The sequence below is a fragment of the Rhizobium terrae genome (assembly GCF_003425685.1).
Classification (GTDB): Bacteria; Pseudomonadota; Alphaproteobacteria; order Rhizobiales; family Rhizobiaceae; genus Neorhizobium; species Neorhizobium terrae.
This window is the reverse complement of sequence record NZ_QJKM01000017.1, coordinates 13,016-37,839: the sequence shown is the minus strand read 5'-3', so window position 1 is coordinate 37,839 and position 24,824 is coordinate 13,016. Positions and strand designations below refer to the sequence as shown.

Genomic DNA, 24,824 nt, shown 5'->3' with positions numbered 1-24,824 from the left:
GCTCTTGCGGCACGAAGGATGACGAGAATGGCATTGGCAGATTTGCTGCAGCAAGATGCGATTATTCCTGCCCTGAAAGTGAACTCCAAAAAGCAGCTGTTGCAGGAGCTGGCGGCCAAGGCCTCCAAGCTCACCGGCATAGCCGAGCGGGAAATCTTCGACGTCATTCTGCAGCGGGAACGGCTGGGCTCGACGGGTGTCGGCCACGGCATCGCCATTCCGCACGGCAAGCTCGGCAATATTTCCTCTATCAAGGGGATTTTTGCGCGCCTGGACGCGCCGGTCGATTTCGAAGCGCTTGACGACGAGCCGGTCGATCTCGTGTTCCTGCTGCTCGCTCCCGAGGGCGCCGGCGCCGACCACCTCAAGGCGCTGTCGCGCATCGCCCGCGTGCTGCGCGACCAGGAACTGGTGGCCAAGCTCCGCAAGACCGACTCCGCTTCGGCGATCTACGCCTTCCTCAACGAGGAACAGGCTAACCACGCGGCCTGACGCCGCCCAACCATTTTCGTGGGGACGAAACGGAACCGCCCGGCCGCTGGACAAGCGCCGGGCGATTTTGTCTTTTGGCGTCTTCGCTATAGTCCGACGCAAAACCGTCATCTTCTCCGATCTACATTCCGGCAATCGAGGGACAGGGCGAGGATGGGATGGATAGGACATTTCCGGATGGTGCCTGGGAGTTCCGGAATGCCGAAGCCGGCGGCTGGCGGATCGACCTTCTGGAGAGAGCAAGACAGGCTGCGATCGAATTCGGAACCATTTCGGCGACTGTGATCCATCGGGGTGCGGTCGTCGCCAGCGGTGGGCCGCAGGACCAGAAGGTGCTGATCCGCTCCATCCGCAAGAGCGTTCTCAGCGCGGTGATCGGCATCGAGGTAGGGCGCGGACGCATCAGGCTGGGCGATACGCTGGAAATTCTTGGCATCGACGATGTCGAAGGCCTCAGCCACGCCGAGCGCCAGGCAACCGTCCGGCATCTGCTGCAGGCGAGATCGGGAATCTACCATCCCGCGATCGCCGAATCGGCCGCCATGAAGGCCAAGCCGCCCCGGGGAAGCAAGGCTCCGGGATCGCACTGGCTTTACAACAACTGGGATTTTAACGCGCTGGGGACGATCTACGAGGCGGCAACGGGGCAGTCCGTCTTCGAGGGCGTCTATCTGGACCTAGCCGAGCCGATCGGCATGCAGGATTTTGCGGCATCGGACGGCGCCTATCGGCGTGGCGCGGAATCGATCCATCCGGCCTATCACATGCGCATGACGAGCCGGGACATGGCGCGTTTCGGATGGCTTTATCTCAATAACGGACGGTGGAGAGATCGACAGGTGGTGCCGGGCGGCTGGGTGCGCGACAGCGTCCACGCTCATTCCTTCGATGGACAGTCCGGCTACGGCTACATGTGGTGGACGACGGGGCATGAGGGCGAAGCGCAACACACCAAGCCGAATGAATTTCGACGGTTCCTGCCTGCCTTTCGATACTTCGCCCACGGCCATTACGGGCAGATGATCGCGGTGATGCCGGAACGGGAGATCGTCATTGCGCATCTGGCCCAATCGGTGGAGCGCACACCGGAACAGTTCAGAAAACTATGGGAATTCGTCGGCCTCGTCATGGAGGCGCAAGCCGAATTGCCCGATCGGCCGTAGCGAGGTCGACCGGACGTCTGATGAACGCTGCGGTTTTGAATTTGCCTTTCGCCGCTTCCGCCACATGTCTCGCTGAAGCTGTGGAGGCAGATATGAATGACGAAACCCGTGCCCGCATTGCAGCCAATGACAAACTGCTGAAAGCCCTCATCACGCTGCTGGCGATCAAGGATCCCGATTTGCTCGACGAACTGGACATGATCTTCATGATCGCCGGCGACGAGGGCAATCCGATCGGCAAGGCCGATCGCAGGACGCGCCAGCACCTGCACAGCGAGCTCGAGATGATCAGGACGCTGGCCAGCAAGGCGCTGGACACCGCGCATTAGAACAGGCGGACGAGGCAAAGCCGTCCGCCCTCTCAATCCTCAGAGGTTCTTTTCGCCGGCGGGTTCGGCCGCGGCGGCATCCGCTTTCGGCCCCCCCTTGGCGACGCCGACCATGGCCGGGCGCAGGACACGCTCACCGATGGTGAAACCTGCCTGGACTACCTGGACCACCGTATTGTTCGGCACATTCGAGTTAGGAATTTCGAACATGGCCTGGTGGAAGTTCGGATCGAACCTCTCGCCTTCGGCGTCGATCTTCTTCACGCCGTGGCGTTCGAGCGCCGAAAGCATGGAGCGCTCCGTCATTTCCACGCCTTCGAGAAGCGTGGTGAGCGTCGCATCGGCTCCCGCCCGCATCTCGGTCGGCACGGCATCGAGCGCCCGGCGCAGGTTGTCTGACACGGCGAGCATATCGCGCGCAAAACCCGCGACCGAATAGGACTTCGCATCCTTCACGTCACGTTCGGTGCGGCGGCGCAGATTGTCCATCTCGGCGGCGAGACGGAGGAAGCGATCGCGCAGTTCAGCGTTTTCCGCCTTCAGCAACTCGAGCGGATCCGGCTCGGCAGCCGGCGCTTCGGCAGCATTTCGCTTGGCCGCCTCTTCCAGAGCAGATGCCACGGCTTCCGCCGTGTTGTCGGCGGCCGTTGCGTCAGGTCCATTCTTCTTGGTTTCGTCGGTCATGACGGTCTCCGATTATTCCTGGCCCGGACTTCCGGGCTTGGATCGATGGGCTTGGTTTTGTGCCCCGATATCGAGGCTAAAGGTGAAAAAATCAAGGCTTGGCAGGAAACTAGGTCACCCAAGCGCAAACGGCACGAAAAGGCTTCAGCGGGACAGCCTCGCCAGCAACTGGGCCGTATAGTCGACCATCGGCACGATGCGCGAATAATTGAGCCGCGTCGGCCCGATGACGCCGACGGCGCCGACGATCCGGTCTTCGCCGTCGCGGTAGGGCGCGACGATGAGCGACGATCCGGAGAGCGAAAACAGCTTGTTTTCCGAGCCGATGAAAATCCGGACCCCCGGCCCCTTTTCCGCAAGATCGAGGATCTCGATCAGGCTGTCCTTCTTTTCGAGATCGTCGAACAGAAGCCGCAGACGGTCGAGATCGGCCGCTTCGTCGAGACCCTGGAGCAGGTTGGCGCGGCCGCGCACGATGAGCTGGCTCGGCTTTCCCTCCTGGACATCGCCTGACCAGACGGCAAGCCCCCGTTCGACGAGATCCTGCGAGAGAGAAAAAAGCTCATTCTGCACCCGATCCTTGAGCTTCTTGAGCTCGCCTCGCAGCTCGGGCAGTGTCTGGCCGGAGAGATGCGCGTTCAGGAAATTCGCAGCCTCCGTCAATTGCGACGAGGTCACGCCGGCCGGCAGATCGATGATACGGTTTTCCACCTGATTGTGATCGCCGACCAGCACGGCAAGCGCCTTGGTGGGTTCCAGCCGAATGAATTCCACGTGTTTGAGGACCGGGTCGCTTTTGGTGGTGATGACGATGCCAGCCCCGCGCGACACGCCCGACAGCATGAGGCTCGCTTCCGCCATCAGGGCTTCCATCGTCTGATCGCGATTGGCCGGCCTGATCTGACGGTCAATATTGGCCCGCTCCTCGTCCGAGAGATCACCCACCTGCATGAAAGCGTCGACGAAGAACCTGAGCCCGGACTGGGTGGGCAGGCGGCCGGCGCTGATATGCGGCGAATAGATGAGGCCGAGCTCTTCCAGATCGCTCATGACGTTACGCACCGAGGCGGGAGACAACGACATGGGCAGAAGGCGGGACAGATTACGGGAGCCGAGCGGCTCGCCGTTTTCCAGATAACTCTCTACGATGCGGCGGAAGATTTCGCGCGAACGGTCGTCAAGCACAGAGCCGCTGTCCCTCGCCGTCGATACCGAAAATTCCATCTACTGCTTTCACCCTGGCCGTTGGTCTTCCGGAAAAATATAGTCATTCGCGACGCCTTCGCCAAAGAGAAAATCGGCAGTCGCCACCATCGCCCGCCTTAAAGTCCCTGTCGGCGGCCGGGCGAAGGATTTTCGGTTTCATGATTGCAGGCGGAAAACCGCTCACACTTTTCCAGGAATTGCTTTAGAAGGCGAAAACCGAATTACAGGGAGCGAAGCATGCGGCCGTCAGGCAGACAGACCAACCAGATGCGCAAGGTTTCTTTCGAGCGCAATTTCTCCAAGCACGCGGAAGGCTCGTGCCTCGTGAAGTTCGGCGATACGCATGTGCTCTGCACCGCGAGCCTCGAAGAAAAGACGCCGCCGTGGCTCAGGAATTCCGGCAAGGGCTGGGTCACAGCCGAATACGGCATGCTGCCACGCGCCACCGGCGAACGCATGAAGCGCGAAGCGGCGGCGGGCAAGCAGGGCGGCCGCACCCAGGAGATCCAGCGGCTGATCGGCCGGTCGCTGCGCGCCGTCGTCGATCTCGAAGCGCTCGGCGAAAAGCAGATCACGGTCGACTGCGACGTCATCCAGGCGGATGGCGGCACCCGCACGGCCTCCATCACCGGCGGCTGGATCGCGCTCCATGACTGTTTGAAGTGGATGGAAGCACGCTCGATGGTCAAGGTCGAGAAGGTGCTGAAGGATCACGTCGCCGCGATTTCCTGCGGCATCTTCGCCAATCAGCCGGTGATCGACCTCGACTATCTGGAAGACTCGGCTGCCGAGACGGACGCCAATTTCGTAATGACCGGCGCCGGCGGCATCGTCGAGGTGCAGGGCACGGCGGAAGGTGCGCCGTTCAGCCAGGAAGAGTTCTTGAAGCTGCTCTCGCTTGCACAGGACGGCACGCAGGAATTGGTGGCGCTGCAGAAGCAGGCGATCGCGTAAGCGATTGGCCGATGCCTCGCACCCTAACCCTCACCCCGCACGCGGGGAGAGGGGACGTGCCTCACCGATCATTCGACGTCGCTCTGACGGGAAATGGTGCGGCATATTTCCTTCTCCCCGCCTGCGGGGAGAAGGTGCCGGCAGGCGGATGAGGGGCAGCACGCGGGAGAAGGGAAGATGATCGAAGGCATTCTCGAAACCGCGCTCTATGCCGATGATCTTGATGCGGCGGAGGCCTTTTACAGCGGCGTTCTGGGGCTCGAAAAAGTGCTGCGCACCGGCAACCGGCATGTGTTCTTCCGCTGCGGTCCGGGCATCCTTTTGATCTTCAACCCTGCCGAAACCGTGAAGCCGCCGTCAGCCGACGCCCTGCCGGTGCCGCCGCACGGCGCGACCGGTCCCGGGCACGCCTGTTTCCGCATGAACGGCGAAACGATTGACAGGATGGCCGAAAAGCTGAACAAGGCAGACATAACAATCGAAAGCGATTTCCGCTGGCCGAACGGCGCCCGCTCGATCTATTTTCGCGATCCGGCCGGCAACAGTCTCGAATGTGCGGAACCTAAGCTCTGGAATCTCGACTAGGGGGCGGCCGCCCACAAGGCTCTTGGTCTCCACCGCCAAACTCCGATATAAGCGCAACAGCAGGACCCGGGAGTTCCCCATGATCATACGCGAATGGCGAGGCCGCGCCTCCGCTGCCAATTCGGACGCCTATCCGATTCACTTTCGGAATCATGTGGTGCCGGAACTGAAGGAACTGCCGGGATTTGTAGGCGCACACCTCAGCCGACGGCGGCTGGACGATCGCGTAGAGTTTGTCGTGCTGACACGCTGGAAAGATATGAAGGCCATTCGCGATTTCGCCGGCGACACACCTGACAAGGCCGTCGTCGAGCCGGGTGCGATCGCCGCGCTGGTCGATTTCGACGATTTCGTGGCACATCATGAAGTGGTCGAAGAAGTCTAGGCTAAACCCGACCGACAAGCCCAGCGACTATCCGTTTTTCATTTCATAAAGACCAAGAATGCGCAAACTCGACACCAAAACCATCGTCGTCGCCAGTCACAACCAGGGCAAGATCCGCGAGATCGCCGATCTGATCGGCCCGTTCGGCTTTTCGGCGAAATCGGCAGCCGAGCTGAAGTTCGAGGAGCCGGACGAGACGGGCACGACCTTCGAGGAGAATGCGGCGATCAAGGCGCTGGCCTCCGCCAAGGCATCCGGCCTGCCGGCGCTTTCGGACGACAGCGGCATCGTGATCGATGCGCTGGACGGCGCGCCGGGCGTCTATACGGCGAACTGGGCGGAGCGCGAGGACGGCAGCCGCGATTTCCAGATGGCGATGGAAAAGGTGGAGAAGGCGCTTCAGGAAAAAGGCGCGACAAAGCCCGAGCAGCGTTCCTGCCGGTTCGTCAGCGTTCTCTGCCTTGCCTGGCCAGACGGGCATACGGAAATGTTCCGCGGCGAGGTGGAGGGCACCGTCGCTTGGCCGCCGCGCGGCGGCCAAGGTTTTGGCTACGATCCCATCTTCCAGCCGCAAGGTTACGACATTACTTTCGGCGAAATGACGAGCGATCAGAAACACGGCTGGAAGCCCGGTGAACCGGAAGCGCTTTCGCACCGCGCCCGCGCTTTCAAGCGTTTCGTGGAAACGTGCCTGGAGGCGTGAGTTAGCATTGAATCCCGCCGCACCCCTTCTGCCCGATACCGGAGAACCCGGGTTCGGCGTTTATGTCCATTGGCCCTTCTGCGCGGCCAAATGTCCCTATTGCGACTTCAACAGCCATGTGCGCCACCAGCCGGTGGACCAGCCGCGCTTTACCGCCGCCTTCCTGAAGGAAATGGACGTGATGCGGAAGATGAGCGGGCCGAAGACGGTCACCAGCATCTTCCTCGGCGGCGGCACGCCCTCGCTGATGGATCCCGCCACTGTCGCCGCGATCCTGGACGGCATTGCAAAATACTGGCATGTGCCGGACGGGATCGAAATCACCATGGAGGCCAACCCCTCCAGCGTCGAGGCGACCCGTTTCCGGGGTTATCGGGACGCCGGCGTCAACCGGGTGTCGCTCGGCGTGCAGGCCCTGAACGACACGGATCTCAAGTTTCTCGGCCGGCTGCACGACGTTGCCGATGCACTGAAGGCGATCCGGCTGGCGCGCGACATCTTTCCGCGCATGAGCTTCGACCTCATCTATGCCCGGCCGAACCAGACGGTTAAGGCCTGGGAGGCGGAACTCGAGGAAGCCATCTCCTATGCCGTCGACCATCTGTCGCTCTATCAGCTGACGATCGAGGAGGGCACGCCCTTTTTCGGCCTGCACAAGGCGGGCAAGCTAATCGTGCCGGACGGCGACCAGTCGGCGGCACTCTACGAGGCAACCCAGGAGATCACCGGACGCCACGGCATGCCGGCCTACGAGGTTTCCAATCACGCAAGGCCGGGGGCCGAAAGCCGGCATAACCTGACATACTGGCGCTACGGCGATTATGCCGGCATCGGCCCGGGGGCGCACGGCCGATTGACAAGGGGCTCTGCCAAAATCGCCACCTCTACCGAACGGCGGCCAGAAACCTGGCTCGAACAGGTGGAACGCATCGGCCACGGCATGCTGGAAGAGGAAGTCCTCGGTTACGAGGAACAGGCCGACGAACTGCTGCTAATGGGACTGAGACTACGGGAAGGTGTCGATCTGGCCCGCTGGCAGCAGCTTTCCGGCCGCGATCCGGATCCCATCCGCGAAGAGCGGCTGCTGGAGCATGGGTTTATCGAACGGCTTGGAAACTCGCGCCTGCGCTGCACGCCGTCCGGCATGCTGGTCCTGGATGCGGTGGTGGCGGATCTCGCGTGTTGACGATTGGCGGCATGGCACCGGTCTACCGCATTTCTGCAAGATGCGAATAAGTTCCGGCACCTCACCCTCCCATCAGGGAGAGGGCGAATCTTTCACCGCCAAGACATGCAGCCAATCGGTCGGCCGGCTGTCGTAACCACTTCCCTTATTGCCCTCGATCTCCACTAAGGCCCAGGGCATGGCCCAATAGGCCGTCTCCAGCCAGTCCTTCGAGGGATAATTGAAGAAGCGGCCGAGGCTATCATGCCCCTCGGCCTCGCCGGCCTTAAAGCTGGCGTAAAAGACGCCGCCCGGGCGAAGCGCCGCGTGGATCCTGGCAAGGATATCGCCGAGTTCGGGGCGCGGTACATGCAGCAGGCAGGCATTGGCCCAGACGCCGTCGAAGGCCTCGATCATATCGATATTTTCGAAACGCAGGACCCCGACCGGAATTCCGAGGCGCTTCGAAGCCTCCGCCGTCATTTCCAGCGTGCCGTCAGTCGGCACAGCCCGAAATCCGCGGAGGATCATCTCGGCGCTGTCGCGACCGTTGCCGCAGCCGAGTTCGAGGATTTCCGCGCCCGGCGCCAATTTTTCCAGGAACCGGTCGAGCCGCATCAGGCTCGCTTCGGAAAGACGTGCGGCATAGGTGGCGGCATTGTCGGAATAAAAACGGGTCGTCGGATTGTCGATGCCGCTCATCCCGCTACCTCTGAGACAGGAGCAATTTGGTGCCGAAACCGACGAAGACCATGCCGACGCCGAGATCGATCTTTTTCTTGGCCTTCAGATAGGCGGCCGCCACCGTGCGATGCGTGATGAGGCCGATCAGGATCGTATAATAGGTGGCCGAGACGGCGACCATCACGGCAATCGCCGCGAGGCCATAAAGAAACGGCGTGCCGGCCGGCATGGTCGCCGCAAAGAGGGAAGCGACAAACAGCGCCGACTTCGGGTTGGCCAGATTGGTGGCAAGCCCCATGCGATAGGCCGTCTTCAGCGGCACATCGACCTTGGCCGCACCGATATCGTCCACCCGGCGCGTCTTGCGGACATCCAGGAATATCTTGAGGCCCAGCCAAACAAGATAAAGCCCGCCGACGATCTTCAGCGCCAGATAGGCAAAGGGCGCCGCCTGAAAGAGAACATTGATGCCGAGCCAGCCGGCTAGTCCCCAGCAGAAGGTGCCTGTGATCGTGCCAATCGCGGCAACGATTGCCACCTGCCGCGGCGCGGTCAGGCAGTAGCGCATGATCAAGAGAGTGTTCGGCCCCGGCGTGACGCAGGCCACGGCCCAGATCATCGCGACCGACAGAAGAAACATCATCGGACTCCAACGCGCATTGTCATTCGGTTGATGAGCCAAGCATGCCGGCAGGTCAAGGAGAATCGCGTTTGCCCCGAAGCAGGGCCGCAATACTTCTATCCGCACAGATAGACCGAGACAGCCAACAACGGGCCGAGATCATCCGAATCCGGGCCGGAGATTTCGTCGCTCCACCCGAAAAGCCATGGATCGTCGCGCGAGGCGCGACGATCCGACAGCATCAGGCGTTGTTTTCGTTGATCAGCCGCTTCAGCAGCTCGACCTCATGGCTGAGCTTCGTGTCGCCGGAGATCATTTCCTCGATCTTGCGGACCGCATGCAGCACCGTCGTGTGATCGCGACCGCCGAACCGACGGCCGATTTCCGGAAATGAGCGCGGCGTCATGGTCTTCGACAGATACATGGCGACCTGGCGCGGTTTGACGATGACGCGCGTGCGGCGGTTGGACACCAGTTCCTGGCGCGAGACATTATAATGGCGCGCGACGATGCGCTGGATGTCTTCGATGCGGACGCGCTTCGCCTCGCCTGCACCGACCAGATGGGCGAGCAGTTCGTCGACGCGCTCGATCGACAGCGACGGCTCGAAGGAACGACGGAACAGAAGCTGGTTGAAGGCACCTTCGAGTTCGCGACCGCTGGCGGTGACGTTGCGGGCCACGTGGCTCAGGATTTCCGTCGGAATATCGAGCGACGGATCGTCCTGACGCGCCGTCGCCAGACGTCCTTTCAGCATTTCGAGACGCATTTCATAGTCCGGCGCCTCGACCTCGATCGCCACGCCGCCCTGAAGGCGGGAACGAACCCGCGGATCGAGCGATTCCAGTTCCCAGGGAGCCCGGTCGGCGGCAACCACCACCTGCTTGGCGCTGTCGAGCAGCATGTTCAGAAGATGGCAGAATTCGTTCTGGATCATCTTACCTTGCAGGAACTGCATGTCGTCGATGATCAGAAGGTCGATGTTACGCAGCGAGTCCTTCAGCGTCAGCGCGTCGTTGTCGCGGATCGCAGTGGCGAAGCGCCACATGAAATATTCCGCCGTCAGATAAACGACGCGCGGCATGCGCTCGCTGCTGACGGCAGCATTGGCGATCGCCTGCAGGAGATGGGTCTTGCCGAGCCCGACGCCCGAATGGATGAAGAGCGGATTGAAACGCACCGCGCCGGCGCCGGCTTCGGCAATCGTCTTGGCGGCGGCGAGTGCGACCCGGTTGGAAGGGCCTTCGATGAAGGTTTCGAAGGTGAAACGGCTATCGAGCGGCGAGCCGAAAAGCGGCGCCTGGGCCGGACGGGCCGCCGGAGCGGCAGCCGGCGCCGGCAAAGAGGCTACCCTGCCGATTTCGCGAGGAGCTTCGCGACGCGGAAAGGAGGCCGACTGAACCTGCGGCTCGGGCTGAACGCGTTCTTCGCCCAGCGCCGGAGCGCGGGTGCTGCGGCTTGCGCTGCGCACCAGGATTTCCACCTTGAGGATTTCCGCATCTTCCGCCTGGAAAATGGAGGTGATCAGATCAAGATACCGGTTGTTGATCCATGACTTCAGGAAAGTCGTCGGCACCGTGAGCCGGACGACGCTCTTCGAGACCGAGTGCAGCTTCAAGCGGCCGAACCAGCTTGCATATACGTCCTGGCCGACCTGTGCTTTCAGACGTGCGCTGAACCGCTCGAAAAGAGCATCATGCTTCATTTCTGATGTTTCCCCTGCCGCCTGGGAGCAAACTGAATCGAGCGCCTGCCGCGCGTGGTCCCCATTACCTGCACGGGCCGATACGGTATTCATCTGCATTTTAATCGCCGCCTTCCAATCTCTGCAGCCCGGCGGTTCTCGTTTACGCCGCCAGGACAAACCTCGTTTTTAAGGCACAGCAAAACCATTCCCAGTCATTGAGAACCGTCGCCGCCCGTCCCCTTTTTCAAAGCCCCTGCCGCCTCGCAGTCGACAAAAGCTCGCCTGAGCCCGCCTCGTACACGAGCACAAACCTGCGGGAGCCATCCCGCGCGTACAAACGCCTCATCCTCATCATGAGCCGTCCGGACCCTATCCAACCTCCTTCGTTCGGCAACGAGGCCGAGTTGGGCGTTGACAAAATCGACCGCCTCCGGAAAATGCCAATTTCCGGCCTGCAACCGATGGTTATCTGGAAAACGGGCACGTTTCTCCCGTAGCAAGAGGCAATAAGGTCTCCACACCATCTGTAACAGACGGTTGCCGGCAGCCCTTTGAAGTAATCCCCGCGCCCCTTGCTGAAAGCCATTTAGGCAGGATCAAATGCCAAGATCAATGATGAATTTTACGCAAAATTAAGAGCCGGGCGTTGACTCGCGGGGCATGGTTTGAATGCCGCAGAACGTCCGATGGAGAATCGCTGTTGAATCAATGGGATTCAAAAATGACATACTGCAGGCGGCATTGTTCACAGGAAAAATAAAAATTCCCTTGACTCGTTCCGAGGGCTTTCTGCCGCAGCGTAAGCTGGACGGAGACTCATGGACCTCTAGCAAGTTATTGATTTTTATATGTTTTTTATGTCACGACCCTGACACGAAAATGTCAATGAGCCGGGTAAATATCAGGCAGGCTGAGAGAAGCAGAAAAAGCCCGGTCAATCGACCAGGCTTTTTTATGAACCAGTTTGTGACAATAATTAGGCCGACAGGGCCTTCACGCGTGCCGCAAGACGGGACACTTTGCGGGATGCCGTGTTGCTATGAAGCACACCCTTGGAGGCGGCGCGAGCAATCTCCGGCTGGGCAGCCTTGAGGGCTTCGGCGGCTACGGCGAGATCGCCCGATGCGATGGCTTCTTCGACCTTGCGGATAAAACCACGGACGCGCGAACGACGAGCCTTGTTGACGGCGGTACGGCGAGCGATCTTGCGGGTCGCCTTTTTCGCCGAAGTTGTATTGGCCATTTCATGCCTCTCTACGAATTCGAACCAAAACTCCGCCGTTGCCGCGTCGGTCCTGCGACCCTCGATCCAGCAATTCGGGAGCAATAGAGGAAGCCGCGATCGGGCTTTCCCAACTGTGGGCGGGCATATAGCCGGAATACCCGCTCCCGTCAACGCAGATTTTGATCGGTAACGATCCTCTTTCACCGATTCCGGAACTGAGGTTTGCGCTTTTCGACGAAGGCCGCCATGCCTTCCTTCTGGTCGGCGGTGGCAAACAGCGAGTGGAAAAGCCGCCGCTCGAACCTCAACCCCTCGCCAAGCGTCGTCTCGAAGGAGCGGGCGACCGCTTCCTTGGCCATCAGTACCGCGGCGCGCGGGAAGGCAGCGATCTTTTCCGCCGCCTCCACCGCTTCGTCGATCAGCCGCTCGGGTGCGACGATCCGCGACACCAGCCCGGCGCGCTCGGCCTCCGCCGCATCCATCATCCGGCCGGTGAGCACGAGATCCATGGCTTTCGCCTTGCCGACAGCGCGCGTCAGGCGCTGGGAACCGCCCATGCCGGGAATGACGCCGAGCGTGATCTCCGGCTGGCCGAACTTGGCCGTCTCCGAGGCGATGATGAAATCGCACATCATGGCAAGCTCGCAGCCGCCACCGAGCGCAAAACCGGAGACGGCGGCAATCATCGGCTTGCGGGTCGCAGCGATCGCCTCCCAGCCCGAGATGAAGTCGTTCACATAGGCCTCGACGAAATCGATGCCCTGCATCTCCTTGATGTCGGCGCCGGCGGCAAAGGCTTTTTCCGAACCGGTCAACACGATCGCGCCGATCGTCTCGTCCCTGCCGAAACCGGAAAGCGCGTCGGCGAGCTCCGCCATGACGGCGGAATTCAGCGCATTCAGCGCCTTAGGACGATTGAGCGTGACGAGCGCGACGGCGCCTCGGGTTTCGGTCAGCAGGGTTTCGTAACTCATCCGGCGTCTCCTCGGGTTTCCGGCCTGTCTTCGTTTCTGATGCGCTATTTTCGGCGGGTCCTATTTCTGGCAAGCCGGACAATAGAATGTGGAGCGACCCGCCTGGGTGATGCGGGCGACCGTACCGCCGCAGCCCGGCGTGCGGCAAGCCTCCCCTTCCCGGTCGTAGACGGAGAAGGAATGCTGGAAATAACCGAGCGAGCCGTCCGTCTGGATATGGTCCTTGAGCGAAGAGCCGCCGGCCGCGATCGCATCGGCGATCACCTCGCGGATGGAGGCGTTGAGAAGCTCCAGCTCCTTCTTCGGCCTGCCGGTCTTGGTGACGACACTGCCTGCCGGGCGTTTCGGCGAAAGGTGCGAGCGCCACAGCGCCTCGCACACATATATATTGCCGAGGCCGGCGATCACCGTCTGATCGAGCAGTGCTCCTTTCAGCGGCTGCGCCTTGCCGGCAAAGCGGCCGGCCAGATAATCGGCGTCGAGGGCATTGCCGGTGGGCTCCGGTCCAAGTCCGGCGAATGCCGGGTAGAGGTCGAGTTCGCTGCGCTTCCAAAGCTGCATGAACCCGAAACGGCGGGGATCATTGTAGATGACCCGGAGCGAGCCTTTCTCATGCTTCAGATGGAAGACGACGTGGTCGTGCTTGCCGTCCTTGGAGCGCGGATGATGGAATTTACCGGGTGTCTCGTTCTCGATCCGGAACGATCCGGACATGCCGAGATGGCTGATGACGGTCAGGTCGTCCTCCAGATCGATCAGCAGATATTTCGCACGGCGGCCGAGCGAGACGATACGGCGGCCGCCAACCTTTTCGCCGAAATTTTCCGGCAGCGGAAATCGCAGGTCCGGGCGGTTCAGTTGGAGCTTTTCGACGATCGCGCCCTCCATCGCGGGCGCAAGGCCGCGGCGAACCGTTTCCACCTCTGGCAATTCGGGCATGATCTACCTAACTTCCTGTTCCAAGCACCCGGTTCCTGATCTATAGACCGGACCCGATGTCGCATTCATCTATAATAGGCGAGCCACAGATAGCGAGAGCGGAACGACTTCGCTATGGTCGCCCGAAGGTAGAGAATTAAGGAGTTCACCGATGACCGAGGCCCGCACCAACGCCGAAGGCGGCATGGAGACCTCCTACGGCTTCCGCAAGGTGGCCGATGGCGAGAAGCAGGGCCTGGTCAACGACGTCTTCCACAAGGTGGCCAAGCGCTACGACGTGATGAACGACGTTATGTCGGCCGGCATGCATCGGGTCTGGAAAGATGCGATGATCAATGTGCTCAACCCGAGAAAGGACGGGGGCTACAAAACCCTGGATGTCGCGGGCGGGACGGGGGACATCGCCTTCCGAATCGTCGAGGCATCGGAGCGCAAGGCGCACACGACCGTGCTCGACATCAACGGTTCGATGCTTGCCGTCGGCGCCGAGCGGGCCGAAAAGAGGAAGCTTTCCCAAAACCTCGATTTCGTAGAGGCGAATGCGGAATCGCTGCCCTTCGAGGCCAATTCCTTCGACGCCTACACGGTCGCCTTCGGCATCCGCAACGTACCGCATATCGATGTGGCGCTGAAGGAAGCCTATCGCGTGCTGAAACGGGGCGGCCGGCTGCTGGTGCTGGAGTTTTCGGAAGTGGAACTCCCGCTGCTCGAACGCTTTTACGACGAATGGTCGTTCAAGGCGATCCCGCGCTTCGGCAGGATGATCACGGGTGACGCGGAACCTTATCAGTATCTGGTGGAATCGATCCGCAAGTTCCCTAACCAGGAGAATTTTGCCGCGATGATCCGCAATGCCGGTTTTTCGCGCGTGACCTACACCAACTACACCGGCGGCATTGCAGCGCTGCATTCCGGCTGGAAGCTCTGACCGCATGAGCACGATCGGCGCTTATTTCCGGCTTGTCCGCGTCGGCTGGGTTCTGGTGCGCGAGGGCGTGGTCTCGGCCTTGCCGACGCAGGACATGCCGCCCGTCGTCGGCATCGTCAAATCGCTGGTCGATCCGCTGGCCCGGTTTCGCGCCAAGAAACAGGCCCGCAGCGAGCGGCTGACGCGTGCCGTCGACCGGCTCGGCCCCTCCTATGTCAAGATCGGCCAGTTCCTCGCGACGCGGCCGGACGTGGTCGGCATCGACTGGTCGGTCGATCTCGCGCTGCTGCAGGACCGGATGGCGTTCTTTCCGACCGAAGCGGCGAAATCCGCGATCGAAAGTTCGCTCGGCCGCCCGATCGACGATCTCTATACGTCCTTCGGCGAACCGATCGCGGCGGCGTCCATCGCGCAGGTGCATCCCGCCGAGGTGAACGGCAGGAAGATGGCCGTCAAAGTCGTGCGGCCCGGCGTGCGCCAGCGTTTCGCCCACGACATCGAGAGCATGTACCTGCTCTCGCGCCTGCAGGAGCGTTTCGTGCCATCGAGCCGGCGCCTGAAGCCGGTCGAGGTGACACGCACCCTCGAACAAACGACCAAGATGGAAATGGACCTGCGCCTCGAGGCTGCGGCCCTTTCCGAAATCGCCGAAAACACCAAGGACGACCCCGGTTTCCGCGTGCCGCAGATCGACTGGGAGCGGACCGGCCGCGACGTCATCACCATGGAATGGATCGACGGCCTCAAGATGTCCGACGTCACAGGCCTCAGGGCAGCCGGGCACGATCTCGAAAAGCTCGCCGAACTGCTGATCCAGTCCTTCCTGCGGCACACGCTGCGGGACGGCTTTTTCCATGCCGACATGCATCCCGGCAATCTCTTCGTCGATTCCTCCGGCATGATCGTCGCCGTCGACATGGGCATCGTCGGGCGGCTTGGAAAGAAGGAGCGGCGCTTCCTTGCGGAAATCCTCTTCGGTTTCATCACCCGCGATTACATGCGGGTTGCCGAGGTGCATTTCGAGGCGGGCTACGTGCCGGCGCATCACGATGTGGCGAGTTTTGCCCAGGCAATCCGGGCGATCGGCGAGCCGATCCACGGGCAACCGGCCGAGACTATTTCCATGGCGCGGCTTCTGGCGCTGCTTTTCGAAGTCACCGACCTTTTCGAGATGCAGACGCGGCCGGAACTCATCCTTCTGCAGAAGACCATGGTGGTGGTGGAAGGCGTGTCGCGCATGCTCAACCCGCGCTTCAACATGTGGAAGGCGTCCGAACCGGTGGTCGGCCAGTGGATCCGCGACAATCTCGGCCCGAAACGCGTCGTCTCGGATTTGCGCGACGGCGTGAAGGCGGCCGTGAAACTCGCCGAGGCCCTGCCGGAAATCGCCTCCAAGACCGAGACGCTGCACAAGGAACTCGTCCATATGAGCGAGCACGGCCTGCGCTTCGATCCGGAAACGGCCGAGGCGATCGGCAAGTCGGAAGCGCGGCACAGCCGCTCGGGCCGCGTTGCGCTCTGGATCATCGCGCTTTCGCTCGTCTACCTGGCATTCGCGCTCGGCTGAAAAGCTCGTATCGAACCTGTATCCGCATGGATGCGACATGGGATGTCCGCAATTTGGGATATTCCCTCCCCTCTCCGCCGCGCTAGTTTGCGTGGAAAGAGGATTTCATGCCCGACGATTTCACATCCGTTGAACACACGCACATCGAGCTGAGCGGCCAGCCGATCGGTTTTGCCGAATTGCTGCTGATCGGCCAGGGCAAAGCGAAGGTGACGGCGGAACCCGCCGGGCTGGCACGCGTGCAGGCGGCGCGGGATATCCTCGAAGGGGCGATCGCCGAGGGCACGCCGGTCTACGGAGCGACAACCGGGGTCGGCGCAATGAAGGACGTCGCCTGGTCGAATGCCGAACTGGATGCCTTCAACCTCGGTCTGGTGCGGGCCCATCACTTCGGCACCGGCGACCCGTTTCCGATTTCCGTCGTCCGCAATGCGATGGCGCTGCGCGTCAACACCGCGCTCACCGGTTATGTCGGCTGCTCGACAGAACTCGTGCATGCCTATCTCGATCTTCTTGCCGCGGACGTCATTCCCGTGGTGCGGCGCACCGGCTCGATCGGCTGCGCCGACATCGGCCTGATGGGGCAGATCGGCGCGGTGCTGACCGGTGTCGGCGAGGCCGTTTACCGTGGCGAACGTCTTCCGGCGGCAGACGCTTTCCGCCGCGCCGGCCTCAAACCCACCCGTATGGCGCCGCGCGACAGCCTGGCATCGCTCAGTGTCAATTCGGTGAGCTTCGCAGCAGCGGCTGAAACGATCCGCGCCGCAGCCGGAGCGCTGCGTACCCTGCTGGCCACCGGCCTTGCCGCCTCAGGCGCCATGGGAGCCTCGCGCGACCCCTGGGTCGCCGTCACCCATGTCGGCACGGCGCGCGAGGCGATGATCGGCAAGTGGCTGTGCAACGCCTCAGAAGGCTGGGACTGGCCGGACGGCACGCATGTGCAGGACCCGCTCAGCCTGCGCATGATCGCCCAGGTGTTCGGCTCGGTCTTCGAAAGCCTGCTGGCGGCGGGCCACAAGGTGCTGGCGGCAACGGGCCGTTCGGACGACAATCCCGTCATTGCCCAGGGTCGGGTTCTGACCTCGGGCGGCTCTCTGCCGCTCGACGTCACGGTCCTTCTGGAATCGGCATCGCTCTGCATGGCGCATGCGGCCCGCAACGCCTTCAACCGCTGTGTCCTGCTCGGCAACGGGCAAAGGCGCGGGCTGCCGGTCAATCTCGTACCGGAAGGAGCGATCGCCACCGGCTTCGGACCGATCATCAAGCTCGCCGGCGAGATCTTTTCGCGCGTGCTTTCGATGACCAATCCGGTCTCGGCGCAATCGCTCGTCGTCGCCGGCGGCATGGAGGACGAGGCTGCCTTCCTGCCGCTCGTCATCGAGCGGTTCGAGAGGCAGATGCAGGCCCTGAAACGGCTTGCGGCGCTGGAAGCCCTGCTCGCCGCCCAGGCGATGGACATCCATGGCGACGAACCGGGCGGCGCCGTGAAGCTCGTCTACGACATAGTCAGGCGGCATGCAGCCTTCTACTCCGTCGACCGGCCTCTCTCCGCCGAGGTCGAGGCGATCGAGGAGGACCTGTCCTCGGAACAATTTCTGACGCAACTCATCGCCATCTCGCCGATCCATGCAATCGACGGCTTTTTCGTCCTCGGCGGTTTTCGCATCGGCAGTCTTCATCAGCTGCGGCCTCTGACCGCCTGAACTGAAGCGGGGCCAAACGGGTTCGGAGAACCGCAACCGGGAGCGGCCTTCATTTCGCCGGTTTCTTCACCGCTTGTTAAGGAATACATTCCTTTTCGGAGACACGGCATGGCGCTTGGCGCTTCTCAGAGACTGCAGGGCGGCATTGCCGCCGTGGAAACGACGACCCGTTTTGCGCTCGCGGTGCTGGCGCTCGCGTCGGGTGTCTATACCTATCTCGGCGCCCGCACGATCCTCGACGGATCGCCCACCGCCGTCTTCTTTGCGGCCGTCATCTATTCGGCTTCGGTCTCGGTCGGCATCTACGCCTTCTGGTCCTACATGGCACGGTTCTATCCGCATGTGACGACCCGCACCGGCCGCACCGCGATGCTCGGCGTTATGGCGACGGGTGCGGCGATGATCCTGGCCATGTCGAGCTGGCTGAATGCGGCTGCGCTTGCCGGTTCAGCCGCCGTCGAGCAGCATCTCGCCGAGACGGTGGAGGATTATACGGCCGATCTCGACCGGGCACACCAGAATGCGCTCGCCGCCCAGAGCCTGCTGCCGGATATCCAGCGCGCCTCGGAACGTTTCGCCCAGCTTGCGGCGATCGAACGCCAGTCAGGCTCGCTGACCGGCACGACCGGCTCCGGCAGCGTCGTTCAGCTTCTTTCGCAGATGTCGGCACAGATGAAGTCGCTCGAAGCCGGCATCAATGCCTCGCGCGAGCAGGTGACCGATCTCTTCGAACAAGGACAGAAGCGGCTGGAGACGATGCGCTCGCTGGTTTCCGCGCCCGGCGCGATCGAGCCGCGCGCCGACCAGTTCTCCACCGAGGCAGTGGCACTGACCGGCGTCATCACGTCGCTCGCTCAAACCTCGATCGCCCCGTCGATCCGCCGTGCGGCGGACGATCTGTCGCTCGGTTTCATCGCGCCTGTCCCGGATGGCGGCGCGGCAGATCTCGTCAATCGCCAGAACCAGGTGATGGATACGGTGCGCACCTCCGTTTCGGCGCAATCCAGGGCGCTTGCCAAGGCCGCCGACGAGATCCTGGCCCGTTCGCCGGTGCAGGAGCGGCGTTTCGTGCCGCTGTCTTCCGCCGAAGCCGTGCTGCATTATGCGCAGGACTTCATTCCCGCATGGGCCGGGGCAATCTCGATCGACCTGCTGCCCGGCGTAATGGTATTCATCCTTGCCGTGGTGCACAGCGCGATCCGCCGGCAGGAGGAAAGCCTGCCGTTTGCCGAAAGGATCACCGCTGCCGAACTGCTGCGGGCGCTCGAAGTGCAGCGCGCGGTAACCGCCGACGGCATCCATGCTGAGCAGGCAGTTGCGAAGGCGAAGGCCGGCCAGGAGCCGGAACCGCAAGCCGCGCCAGAGACGGCATCCATCGAAGCCGAGCCTAACAACATCACCAGCATCGACCTCAAATCGCGGACACGGGACCGGACGCATGAGGATCGGTGACGCGGTCAGGAGGCTCGACGACGGGGCGCTGATGCGCGGCGCCTTCTACATCCTGCTGTGTGTGGCGGCCGCGTTTCTGGTCGTTGACATTCGCGAAATCGCCACCGCCAATGCGGAGCTGCCGGGCTTCGATCCGATGCATGAGGACCAGCCCGTGTTGCCGCCGGCGCTTACCGAAGGTGTGCCGGCGGCACCGCCGGTGCAGCCTGCAAGCCCGAAGGAAGTATTGCGCCAGCCGATGAAGTTCGAACTGAAACCCGGCGGCATGCTCCTGGCCGAAGGAACGATCGATCTGGGTGCAGCCGGACGGTTTGCGCAGGAGATCGAGGCGCGCGGCGAATATGTGAAGGTGGTGGCGCTCAATTCTCCCGGCGGTTCAGTCGACGATGCGCTGGCCATGTCGAAACTGATCAGGGAGAAGAAGCTCAATACGAAGGTCGCCAGCAAGGCGCTTTGCGCCTCCTCCTGCCCGATCGTCTTTGCCGGCGGCCTCGGCCGTGTGGCGGAGAAGGATGCGGTGATCGGCGTCCATCAGGTATTCAATGGGGCCAGGAACCAGCCGACGGCGGAACAGGCGATGTCTTCGGCGCAATCGACCACCGCACGGGTCGCCCGGCATCTCGACGCGATGGGCATCGGCGCGGGTCTCTGGATCAACGCGCTCGAAACGCCCCCGGACCGGCTCTATTACCTTACCCCTGCTGAAATGGCCGATTTCAGGCTGACCACACCCGTGGAATCCATGCCCACGGCGAAAAGGAAGGGCTAGTCCCTCCGGGCGATTCGCCCGGCCTGCAGTGCAGCGGCAAGCGAGGCGAGCAGCATGATGCCGGTGAAGGCGGCGACCGCCCGCCAGCCATCGGCGCTCCAGAAATGGCCGCCGAGCGAGCCAGCAATGCTGGAGCCGAGATAATATCCCAGCAGATAGAGCGACGATGCGTGGCCCTTGGTGCCGCGCGCCAGCTTGCCGACCAGCGCGCTCGCCACCGAATGGGCCATGAAGAAGCCGGCGGTGAGCAGCACGATGCCGAGGATGATCAGCCACAATGACGGCGCGAGCGTGGCCACCACCCCCGCCACAGCCACGAGAATGCCTATCGGCATGACCAGGAAATGGCCAAAGCGATCACCGAAATGCCCCGCCGCCCAGGAGGCTGCGATGCCGAAGAGGTAGACCGTGAAGATCAGGCCGAGTTCGGTCTGGGCGGAAGCCCGCATAATTATAGATGGTCACGAAGGCGCCCATCGCCAGGAAGCCGATGGCGAAAAGTAGGGCCAGCGCGGGGTTCCTCAGGTGCCCGAGCCAAGCATCGATATGGTATCGCGCATCGGATTTGCGCGGGTGAAAATTGCGCGACGGCGGCAAAAGGACCAGGAAACCGATCGCTGCGGCGATGCCCATCGCTCCCATGCCGGCCAGAGCCAGGCGCCAGGAGAAATATTCCGCCAGCATGCCGGTGAGGACGCGGCCCGCCATACCGCCGAAGGCGTTGCCGGCGATGTAAAGGCCCATCGAGGCGCCGAGCCCCTTGGGATCGATCTCCTCCGAAAGATAGGCCATGGCGACGGGGCCGGCACCCCGCCGAGCAGAAAACCTTCCAGAGCCCGGATGACCAGAAGTGCATTCCAATCCGGCATAGTGGCGCAGGCGATCGTACAGAGCGAGGCGCCGAGCAGCGACACGAACATCAAGCTGCGCCGCCCGAACCGCTCCGAGACCGCCGCAGCGCAGAAGATCGCCACCGCGAGAAAACCGGTGGAAAGCGAGAGCGACAGAGAACTTGCGGCCGGGCTCACACCGAAATCCTGCGAAAAGATCGGCATCAGCGGCTGCACGCAATAAAGCAGCGCGAAGGTGGCAAAGCCGGACATGAAGAAGGCCAGGCTCGCGCGGCGGTAAGGCGGGGTGCCGCGAATCAGAAACTGCTTTTCCGCCTCTTTCCCGGCAGGTTTTACGAGATGAATATCGGGAGACGCGAGGGCATCTGTCCGGAGGTCGGCGGCACGCGGCATAATCAGAAAACCTTTCGATGAGGAAAAGGTAGCCAGGCGATCCTCATGTGTCCAATATATGGAGCAGACAATCTCGATAGGTTCTGCATATGGAGCTGCGGCATATCCGGTACTTTCTGGCGGTCGCCGAGGAGGGCAACTTCACCCGCGCGGCGGCAAAGCTCGGCATCGGCCAACCGCCGCTCAGCCAGCAGATCCGCGTTCTCGAAATGGAGATCGGCACTGCGCTCTTCCATCGCGTGCCGCACGGGGCGGAACTGACGGCGGCCGGCATTGCATTCCTGGCCGAGGCGAAGGCTTGCCTGGCTTCCGCCGACAACGCCATCCTTTCCGCCCAACGGACAGCACGCGGCGAAACCGGGCGGTTGGCCCTGGGTTTCACGGCTTCCGCCGCTTTCAATCCGCTGGTGACCGGTGCGATCCGGCGCTTTCGCAACCAGTGGCCGGATGTGGCGCTGGCGCTGAGCGAGATGAACAGCAACTGGCTGATGGAAAAGCTGGTACGCGGTGAACTGGACGCAGCCTTCATTCGCCCCGGACTGGAAGATCCGCGGGAAGTGCGGATGAAACGCCTGCCCGACGAGCCGATGCTGATCGCGCTGCCGGCGCATCATCCGCTTGCCGGACACAGTCAGGTGCCGCTTTCAGCGCTGGCCGGCGAGCCCTTCATTCTTTTCCCGCGCACGGTGGGCCTCAGCCTCTACGACGATATCGTGCGCGGCTGCCGCGAGGCGGGGTTCGATCTGGCGGTGACGCAGGAGGCGCCGCAGATCCCCTCGGTGATCAATCTGGTGGCCGCCGATCTCGGCGTGTCGATCGTACCCGCTTCGATCGCCAAATTGGCGATCGAAGGCGTGGTCTTCCGGCCGATCGAAGGGCCGCCGCTGATCGCACGGCTGGGGCTCGCCATGTTGAAGGCACAGCGCTCCCCGATCGCGCTCAACCTGATGGGATTGGTGTGATCAGCCCTTAATTTCCCGCTCGCAGAAGGTGATGCGATTGCTGAAGGGGTCGGTAACGGCCAGTTCCAGGCCCCAATCAGCCTGTTCCAGACCCGGCTTCATATAGCGGTAGTTTTTGCCGCTCAGCTCGGCGTGGAAGGCGCGGATGCCCCGCATCGGCACGAAGGTGCGCGCGCCCGGCGAGGCATCGCCCGCATGTTCCGACAGGTGCATCAGCAAACCGCTGCGGGAGACCTGGCAATAGAGCGGAAAGTTTTCGCCGAAACGGTGCTCCCAGTCCAGCTTGAAGCCTAAGAAGTCGCAGTAGAATTCCATTGCCTTTTCGATCGAAAATATCCGGAAGATCGGGATAGCCGGCTGGATCCAGATATCGTCCGATTTTTCAGGCTGTGGTTCGGCCGCCGCGATCTTGGCAGCGAGTACATTCCATTCGTCGTAGCCGAATTCGGCAGCGACCAGTTCCAGAGCCTGGCTGTGGGTCACGTCGATCTTGCGGAAGGCGAGCGCCTCGCGTAGATTTTGGGCCATCAGTTTTGCATCGCGAAAATCGCGCATTCTCTATCCTCCAAACAACGAACGGCGTGTCAGTGCCCGCATTGCTGAACCGTTCGTCATCTAAGCCAGTGGCAAGGATGAGAATTCGTAGGATGCATTCACCTTGGCTGAAAACCCGCGGGCGGCTGGCCGCATCCGGCCGCGGACAGGAGTAGCGCAGTCCCGATCTCCATGCAAGCCGGGGCAAACTGCCCCCCATCGATGCCGATTGACTTCGAACGGCAAAGGCTTAGCTTCCGGCCACTGTCATCGCGGGTCAAGGCATGGAACTTTCGGGCAAGCGCATCCTTCTGATCATTTCCGGCGGCATCGCGGCCTACAAGAGCCTCGATCTCATCCGCCGGCTTCGCGAGCACGGGGCGAGCGTGCGGCCGGTCATGACCAAGGCGGCGCAGGAATTCATCACGCCGCTCGCGGTCGGGGCGCTTTCCGCCGGCCATGTCTATCTCGACCTCTTTTCGCGCGAGGACGAACAGGACGTCGGGCATATCCGGCTCGCCCGCGATACCGATCTGGTGGTCGTCGCACCGGCAAGCGCCGACCTGATGGCGAAGATGGCGCATGGGCTGGCAGACGACCTTGCCAGCGCCGTGCTGCTCGCCACCGACCGGCCGGTACTGATCGCGCCCGCCATGAACCCCAAGATGTGGGACGCGCCGCCGACCAGGCGCAATGCCGAGACGTTGAAGCGCGACGGTATCCATTTCGTCGGTCCGATGGCCGGCGAGATGGCGGAAAGCAACGAGGCGGGTGTCGGGCGAATGGCCGAACCGCTGGAGATCGTTTCGGCGGTCGTCAAACTGCTCGACGGCGGGCCGAAGCCGCTTGCCGGCAGGACCGTCATCGTCACCTCCGGCCCGACCCACGAGCCCATCGACCCGGTGCGCTACATCGCCAACCGCTCCTCAGGCCGGCAGGGCCATGCGATCGCCGCCGCGCTGGCAAAGCTTGGTGCCGACGTCGCCCTCGTCTCGGGTCCGGTGACGATACCCGATCCGGCAGGTGTGCGGACCGTGCATGTGGAGCGGGCCGAGGAAATGCTTCAGGCGGTGATCTCACGCCTGCCGGCCGATATCGCGGTGATGGTAGCGGCCGTCGCGGACTGGCGCGTCGCCTCCTCCGCCGGCCAAAAGATCAAGAAACAACCGGGCGAGCCGCCACCGCCGCTGCAACTTGCCGAAAACCCCGACATCCTCAAAACCGTCGGTCATCACGAAAAGCGGCCGAAACTGGTGGTCGGCTTCGCGGCCGAAACGCAGGACGTGGTGAACAACGGCCGAGCGAAACTGGAGCGCAAGGGTGCCGACATGATCGTCGCCAACGACGTCTCGCCGGAGACCGGCGTGATGGGCGGCATCCGCAACAAGGTGAAGATCATCAGCGCGAACGGCATCGACGAATGGCCGGACCTCGGCAAAGAGGAGGTCGCGGACCGTCTGGCGGCATTGATCGCCGCCCGCCTGATGGAGACATGAGATGAGCGTTTTCGAACGCAAGGGTTTCGACGCATTCGTGAAAAGCCTGCCCGGCACATCCTTCGTCGACCAGTGGGATTCGCATGTGGCGAAAGTCGGCGGCAAGGTCTTCACCCTGCTCTCCGGCGAAGACGGACAAGCACGGGTGGTAGCGAAATGCACGGAAGAAAGTTTCGAGATCCTGACGGCGCTCGAAGGCATCGGGCAGGCGCCGTATTTCGCCAAACGCAAATGGGTGGAGATCCATATCCACGCGCCTCTTTCTGCCGAGGAGGTGAAGCACTACCTGACCCGCTCGCATGAACTGGTGGCAGCCGGTCTGACGAAAAAGCTCCGGCAGGAACTGGGAATCGCGCTGACGTCGTGACGACT

The 24,824-nt window shown here is 62.3% G+C and carries 25 protein-coding genes and 1 pseudogene; 16 read left to right on the top strand and 10 right to left on the bottom strand.

The window, feature by feature from the left end; all coding sequences use genetic code 11:
* Positions 1–27 precede the first annotated feature (27 nt).
* The 3 genes from ptsN to DMO26_RS26510 all read left to right on the top strand — a co-directional run bounded on the left by ptsN (position 28) and on the right by DMO26_RS26510 (position 1,984).
* Positions 28–492: a PTS IIA-like nitrogen regulatory protein PtsN gene (ptsN, locus tag DMO26_RS26520; RefSeq protein ID WP_117195339.1), complete on the top strand. Its 465-nt coding sequence runs from the start codon at positions 28–30 to the stop codon at positions 490–492.
* A gap of 158 nt (positions 493–650) precedes the next feature.
* Positions 651–1,655 (top strand): serine hydrolase domain-containing protein, encoded by a 1,005-nt coding sequence (locus DMO26_RS26515; protein WP_117195338.1) that lies wholly within the window; start codon positions 651–653, stop codon positions 1,653–1,655.
* A 92-nt stretch (positions 1,656–1,747) separates the two neighbouring features.
* Positions 1,748–1,984, top strand: coding sequence for a hypothetical protein (locus tag DMO26_RS26510; protein ID WP_117195337.1), 237 nt, complete (start codon positions 1,748–1,750; stop codon positions 1,982–1,984).
* Positions 1,985–2,023: 39 nt separating this feature from the next.
* Here the strand turns inward: DMO26_RS26510 and grpE are convergent, their stop codons facing one another.
* Together grpE and hrcA are read right to left on the bottom strand one after the other, a co-directional pair.
* Entirely contained in the window at positions 2,024–2,668 is a 645-nt protein-coding gene (gene grpE / locus DMO26_RS26505) for a nucleotide exchange factor GrpE (protein WP_117195336.1), read from the bottom strand.
* Between the two features lie 144 nt (positions 2,669–2,812).
* Entirely contained in the window at positions 2,813–3,892 is a 1,080-nt protein-coding gene (hrcA, locus tag DMO26_RS26500) for a heat-inducible transcriptional repressor HrcA (protein WP_117195335.1), read from the bottom strand.
* Between the two features lie 219 nt (positions 3,893–4,111).
* On the opposite strand from hrcA, the gene rph reads away from it, so the two are divergent.
* The 5 genes from rph (at position 4,112) to hemW (ending at position 7,687) form a co-directional block, all read left to right on the top strand.
* A complete protein-coding gene (gene rph / locus DMO26_RS26495; protein ID WP_117195334.1) occupies positions 4,112–4,828 on the top strand; it encodes a ribonuclease PH in 717 nt (238 codons plus the stop codon).
* Between the two features lie 177 nt (positions 4,829–5,005).
* Positions 5,006–5,413 (top strand): VOC family protein, encoded by a 408-nt coding sequence (locus DMO26_RS26490; protein ID WP_117195333.1) that lies wholly within the window; start codon positions 5,006–5,008, stop codon positions 5,411–5,413.
* 79 nt (positions 5,414–5,492) lie between these two features.
* A complete protein-coding gene (locus DMO26_RS26485; RefSeq protein ID WP_117195332.1) occupies positions 5,493–5,798 on the top strand; it encodes an antibiotic biosynthesis monooxygenase family protein in 306 nt (101 codons plus the stop codon).
* 58 nt (positions 5,799–5,856) lie between these two features.
* A complete protein-coding gene (gene rdgB, locus DMO26_RS26480; protein WP_117195331.1) occupies positions 5,857–6,501 on the top strand; it encodes an RdgB/HAM1 family non-canonical purine NTP pyrophosphatase in 645 nt (214 codons plus the stop codon).
* Positions 6,502–6,508: 7 nt separating this feature from the next.
* Positions 6,509–7,687: a radical SAM family heme chaperone HemW gene (hemW, locus tag DMO26_RS26475; protein ID WP_117195330.1), complete on the top strand. Its 1,179-nt coding sequence runs from the start codon at positions 6,509–6,511 to the stop codon at positions 7,685–7,687.
* Between the two features lie 72 nt (positions 7,688–7,759).
* Here hemW and DMO26_RS26470 read toward each other — a convergent pair whose 3' ends face one another.
* From DMO26_RS26470 to mutM, 6 genes are all read right to left on the bottom strand, one after another.
* Positions 7,760–8,368, bottom strand: coding sequence for a class I SAM-dependent methyltransferase (locus tag DMO26_RS26470; RefSeq protein ID WP_117195329.1), 609 nt, complete (start codon positions 8,366–8,368; stop codon positions 7,760–7,762).
* Positions 8,369–8,372: 4 nt separating this feature from the next.
* Positions 8,373–8,993: a LysE family translocator gene (locus DMO26_RS26465; RefSeq protein WP_226951430.1), complete on the bottom strand. Its 621-nt coding sequence runs from the start codon at positions 8,991–8,993 to the stop codon at positions 8,373–8,375.
* Between the two features lie 220 nt (positions 8,994–9,213).
* On the bottom strand, positions 9,214–10,776 hold the full coding sequence (dnaA, locus tag DMO26_RS26460) for a chromosomal replication initiator protein DnaA (protein ID WP_117195327.1): 1,563 nt from the start codon (positions 10,774–10,776) through the stop codon (positions 9,214–9,216).
* Between the two features lie 859 nt (positions 10,777–11,635).
* Positions 11,636–11,902 carry a 30S ribosomal protein S20 gene (gene rpsT / locus DMO26_RS26450; RefSeq protein ID WP_117195402.1) on the bottom strand — a complete coding sequence of 89 codons (267 nt, stop codon included), beginning with the start codon at positions 11,900–11,902 and terminating at the stop codon, positions 11,636–11,638.
* Between the two features lie 182 nt (positions 11,903–12,084).
* Positions 12,085–12,858, bottom strand: coding sequence for an enoyl-CoA hydratase (locus tag DMO26_RS26445; protein ID WP_117195325.1), 774 nt, complete (start codon positions 12,856–12,858; stop codon positions 12,085–12,087).
* A gap of 60 nt (positions 12,859–12,918) precedes the next feature.
* Positions 12,919–13,797 (bottom strand): bifunctional DNA-formamidopyrimidine glycosylase/DNA-(apurinic or apyrimidinic site) lyase, encoded by an 879-nt coding sequence (gene mutM / locus DMO26_RS26440; protein WP_117195324.1) that lies wholly within the window; start codon positions 13,795–13,797, stop codon positions 12,919–12,921.
* Between the two features lie 151 nt (positions 13,798–13,948).
* On the opposite strand from mutM, the gene ubiE reads away from it, so the two are divergent.
* The 5 genes from ubiE to DMO26_RS26415 all read left to right on the top strand — a co-directional run bounded on the left by ubiE (position 13,949) and on the right by DMO26_RS26415 (position 20,216).
* Entirely contained in the window at positions 13,949–14,725 is a 777-nt protein-coding gene (ubiE, locus tag DMO26_RS26435; protein ID WP_117195323.1) for a bifunctional demethylmenaquinone methyltransferase/2-methoxy-6-polyprenyl-1,4-benzoquinol methylase UbiE, read from the top strand.
* Between the two features lie 4 nt (positions 14,726–14,729).
* A complete protein-coding gene (ubiB, locus tag DMO26_RS26430) occupies positions 14,730–16,292 on the top strand; it encodes a 2-polyprenylphenol 6-hydroxylase (protein WP_117195322.1) in 1,563 nt (520 codons plus the stop codon).
* A gap of 107 nt (positions 16,293–16,399) precedes the next feature.
* Entirely contained in the window at positions 16,400–17,995 is a 1,596-nt protein-coding gene (locus tag DMO26_RS26425) for an aromatic amino acid ammonia-lyase (RefSeq protein ID WP_117195321.1), read from the top strand.
* Between the two features lie 108 nt (positions 17,996–18,103).
* Positions 18,104–19,447 carry a hypothetical protein gene (locus tag DMO26_RS26420; RefSeq protein WP_117195320.1) on the top strand — a complete coding sequence of 448 codons (1,344 nt, stop codon included), beginning with the start codon at positions 18,104–18,106 and terminating at the stop codon, positions 19,445–19,447.
* Complete coding sequence (locus DMO26_RS26415) at positions 19,434–20,216, top strand: COG3904 family protein (protein WP_117195319.1); 783 nt, start codon at positions 19,434–19,436, stop codon at positions 20,214–20,216. The genes DMO26_RS26420 and DMO26_RS26415 overlap by 14 nt, the downstream gene beginning before the upstream one ends.
* On the opposite strand, the pseudogene DMO26_RS26410 reads toward DMO26_RS26415, so the two are convergent.
* A pseudogene (locus tag DMO26_RS26410) lies at positions 20,213–21,460 on the bottom strand (MFS transporter). The gene DMO26_RS26415 and the pseudogene DMO26_RS26410 overlap by 4 nt on opposite strands.
* A gap of 89 nt (positions 21,461–21,549) precedes the next feature.
* Between DMO26_RS26410 and DMO26_RS26405 the strand changes: the two are divergent.
* On the top strand, positions 21,550–22,422 hold the full coding sequence (locus tag DMO26_RS26405) for a LysR family transcriptional regulator (protein ID WP_117195318.1): 873 nt from the start codon (positions 21,550–21,552) through the stop codon (positions 22,420–22,422).
* Here the strand turns inward: DMO26_RS26405 and DMO26_RS26400 are convergent, their stop codons facing one another.
* A complete protein-coding gene (locus DMO26_RS26400; RefSeq protein ID WP_117195317.1) occupies positions 22,423–22,977 on the bottom strand; it encodes a glyoxalase superfamily protein in 555 nt (184 codons plus the stop codon). It abuts the gene before it with no gap.
* A gap of 263 nt (positions 22,978–23,240) precedes the next feature.
* Between DMO26_RS26400 and coaBC the strand changes: the two genes are divergently transcribed.
* A complete protein-coding gene (gene coaBC / locus DMO26_RS26395) occupies positions 23,241–24,452 on the top strand; it encodes a bifunctional phosphopantothenoylcysteine decarboxylase/phosphopantothenate--cysteine ligase CoaBC (RefSeq protein ID WP_117195316.1) in 1,212 nt (403 codons plus the stop codon).
* Position 24,453: 1 nt separating this feature from the next.
* Positions 24,454–24,819 carry an MmcQ/YjbR family DNA-binding protein gene (locus tag DMO26_RS26390; RefSeq protein WP_117195315.1) on the top strand — a complete coding sequence of 122 codons (366 nt, stop codon included), beginning with the start codon at positions 24,454–24,456 and terminating at the stop codon, positions 24,817–24,819.
* The last annotated feature ends 5 nt before the right edge of the window (positions 24,820–24,824 follow it).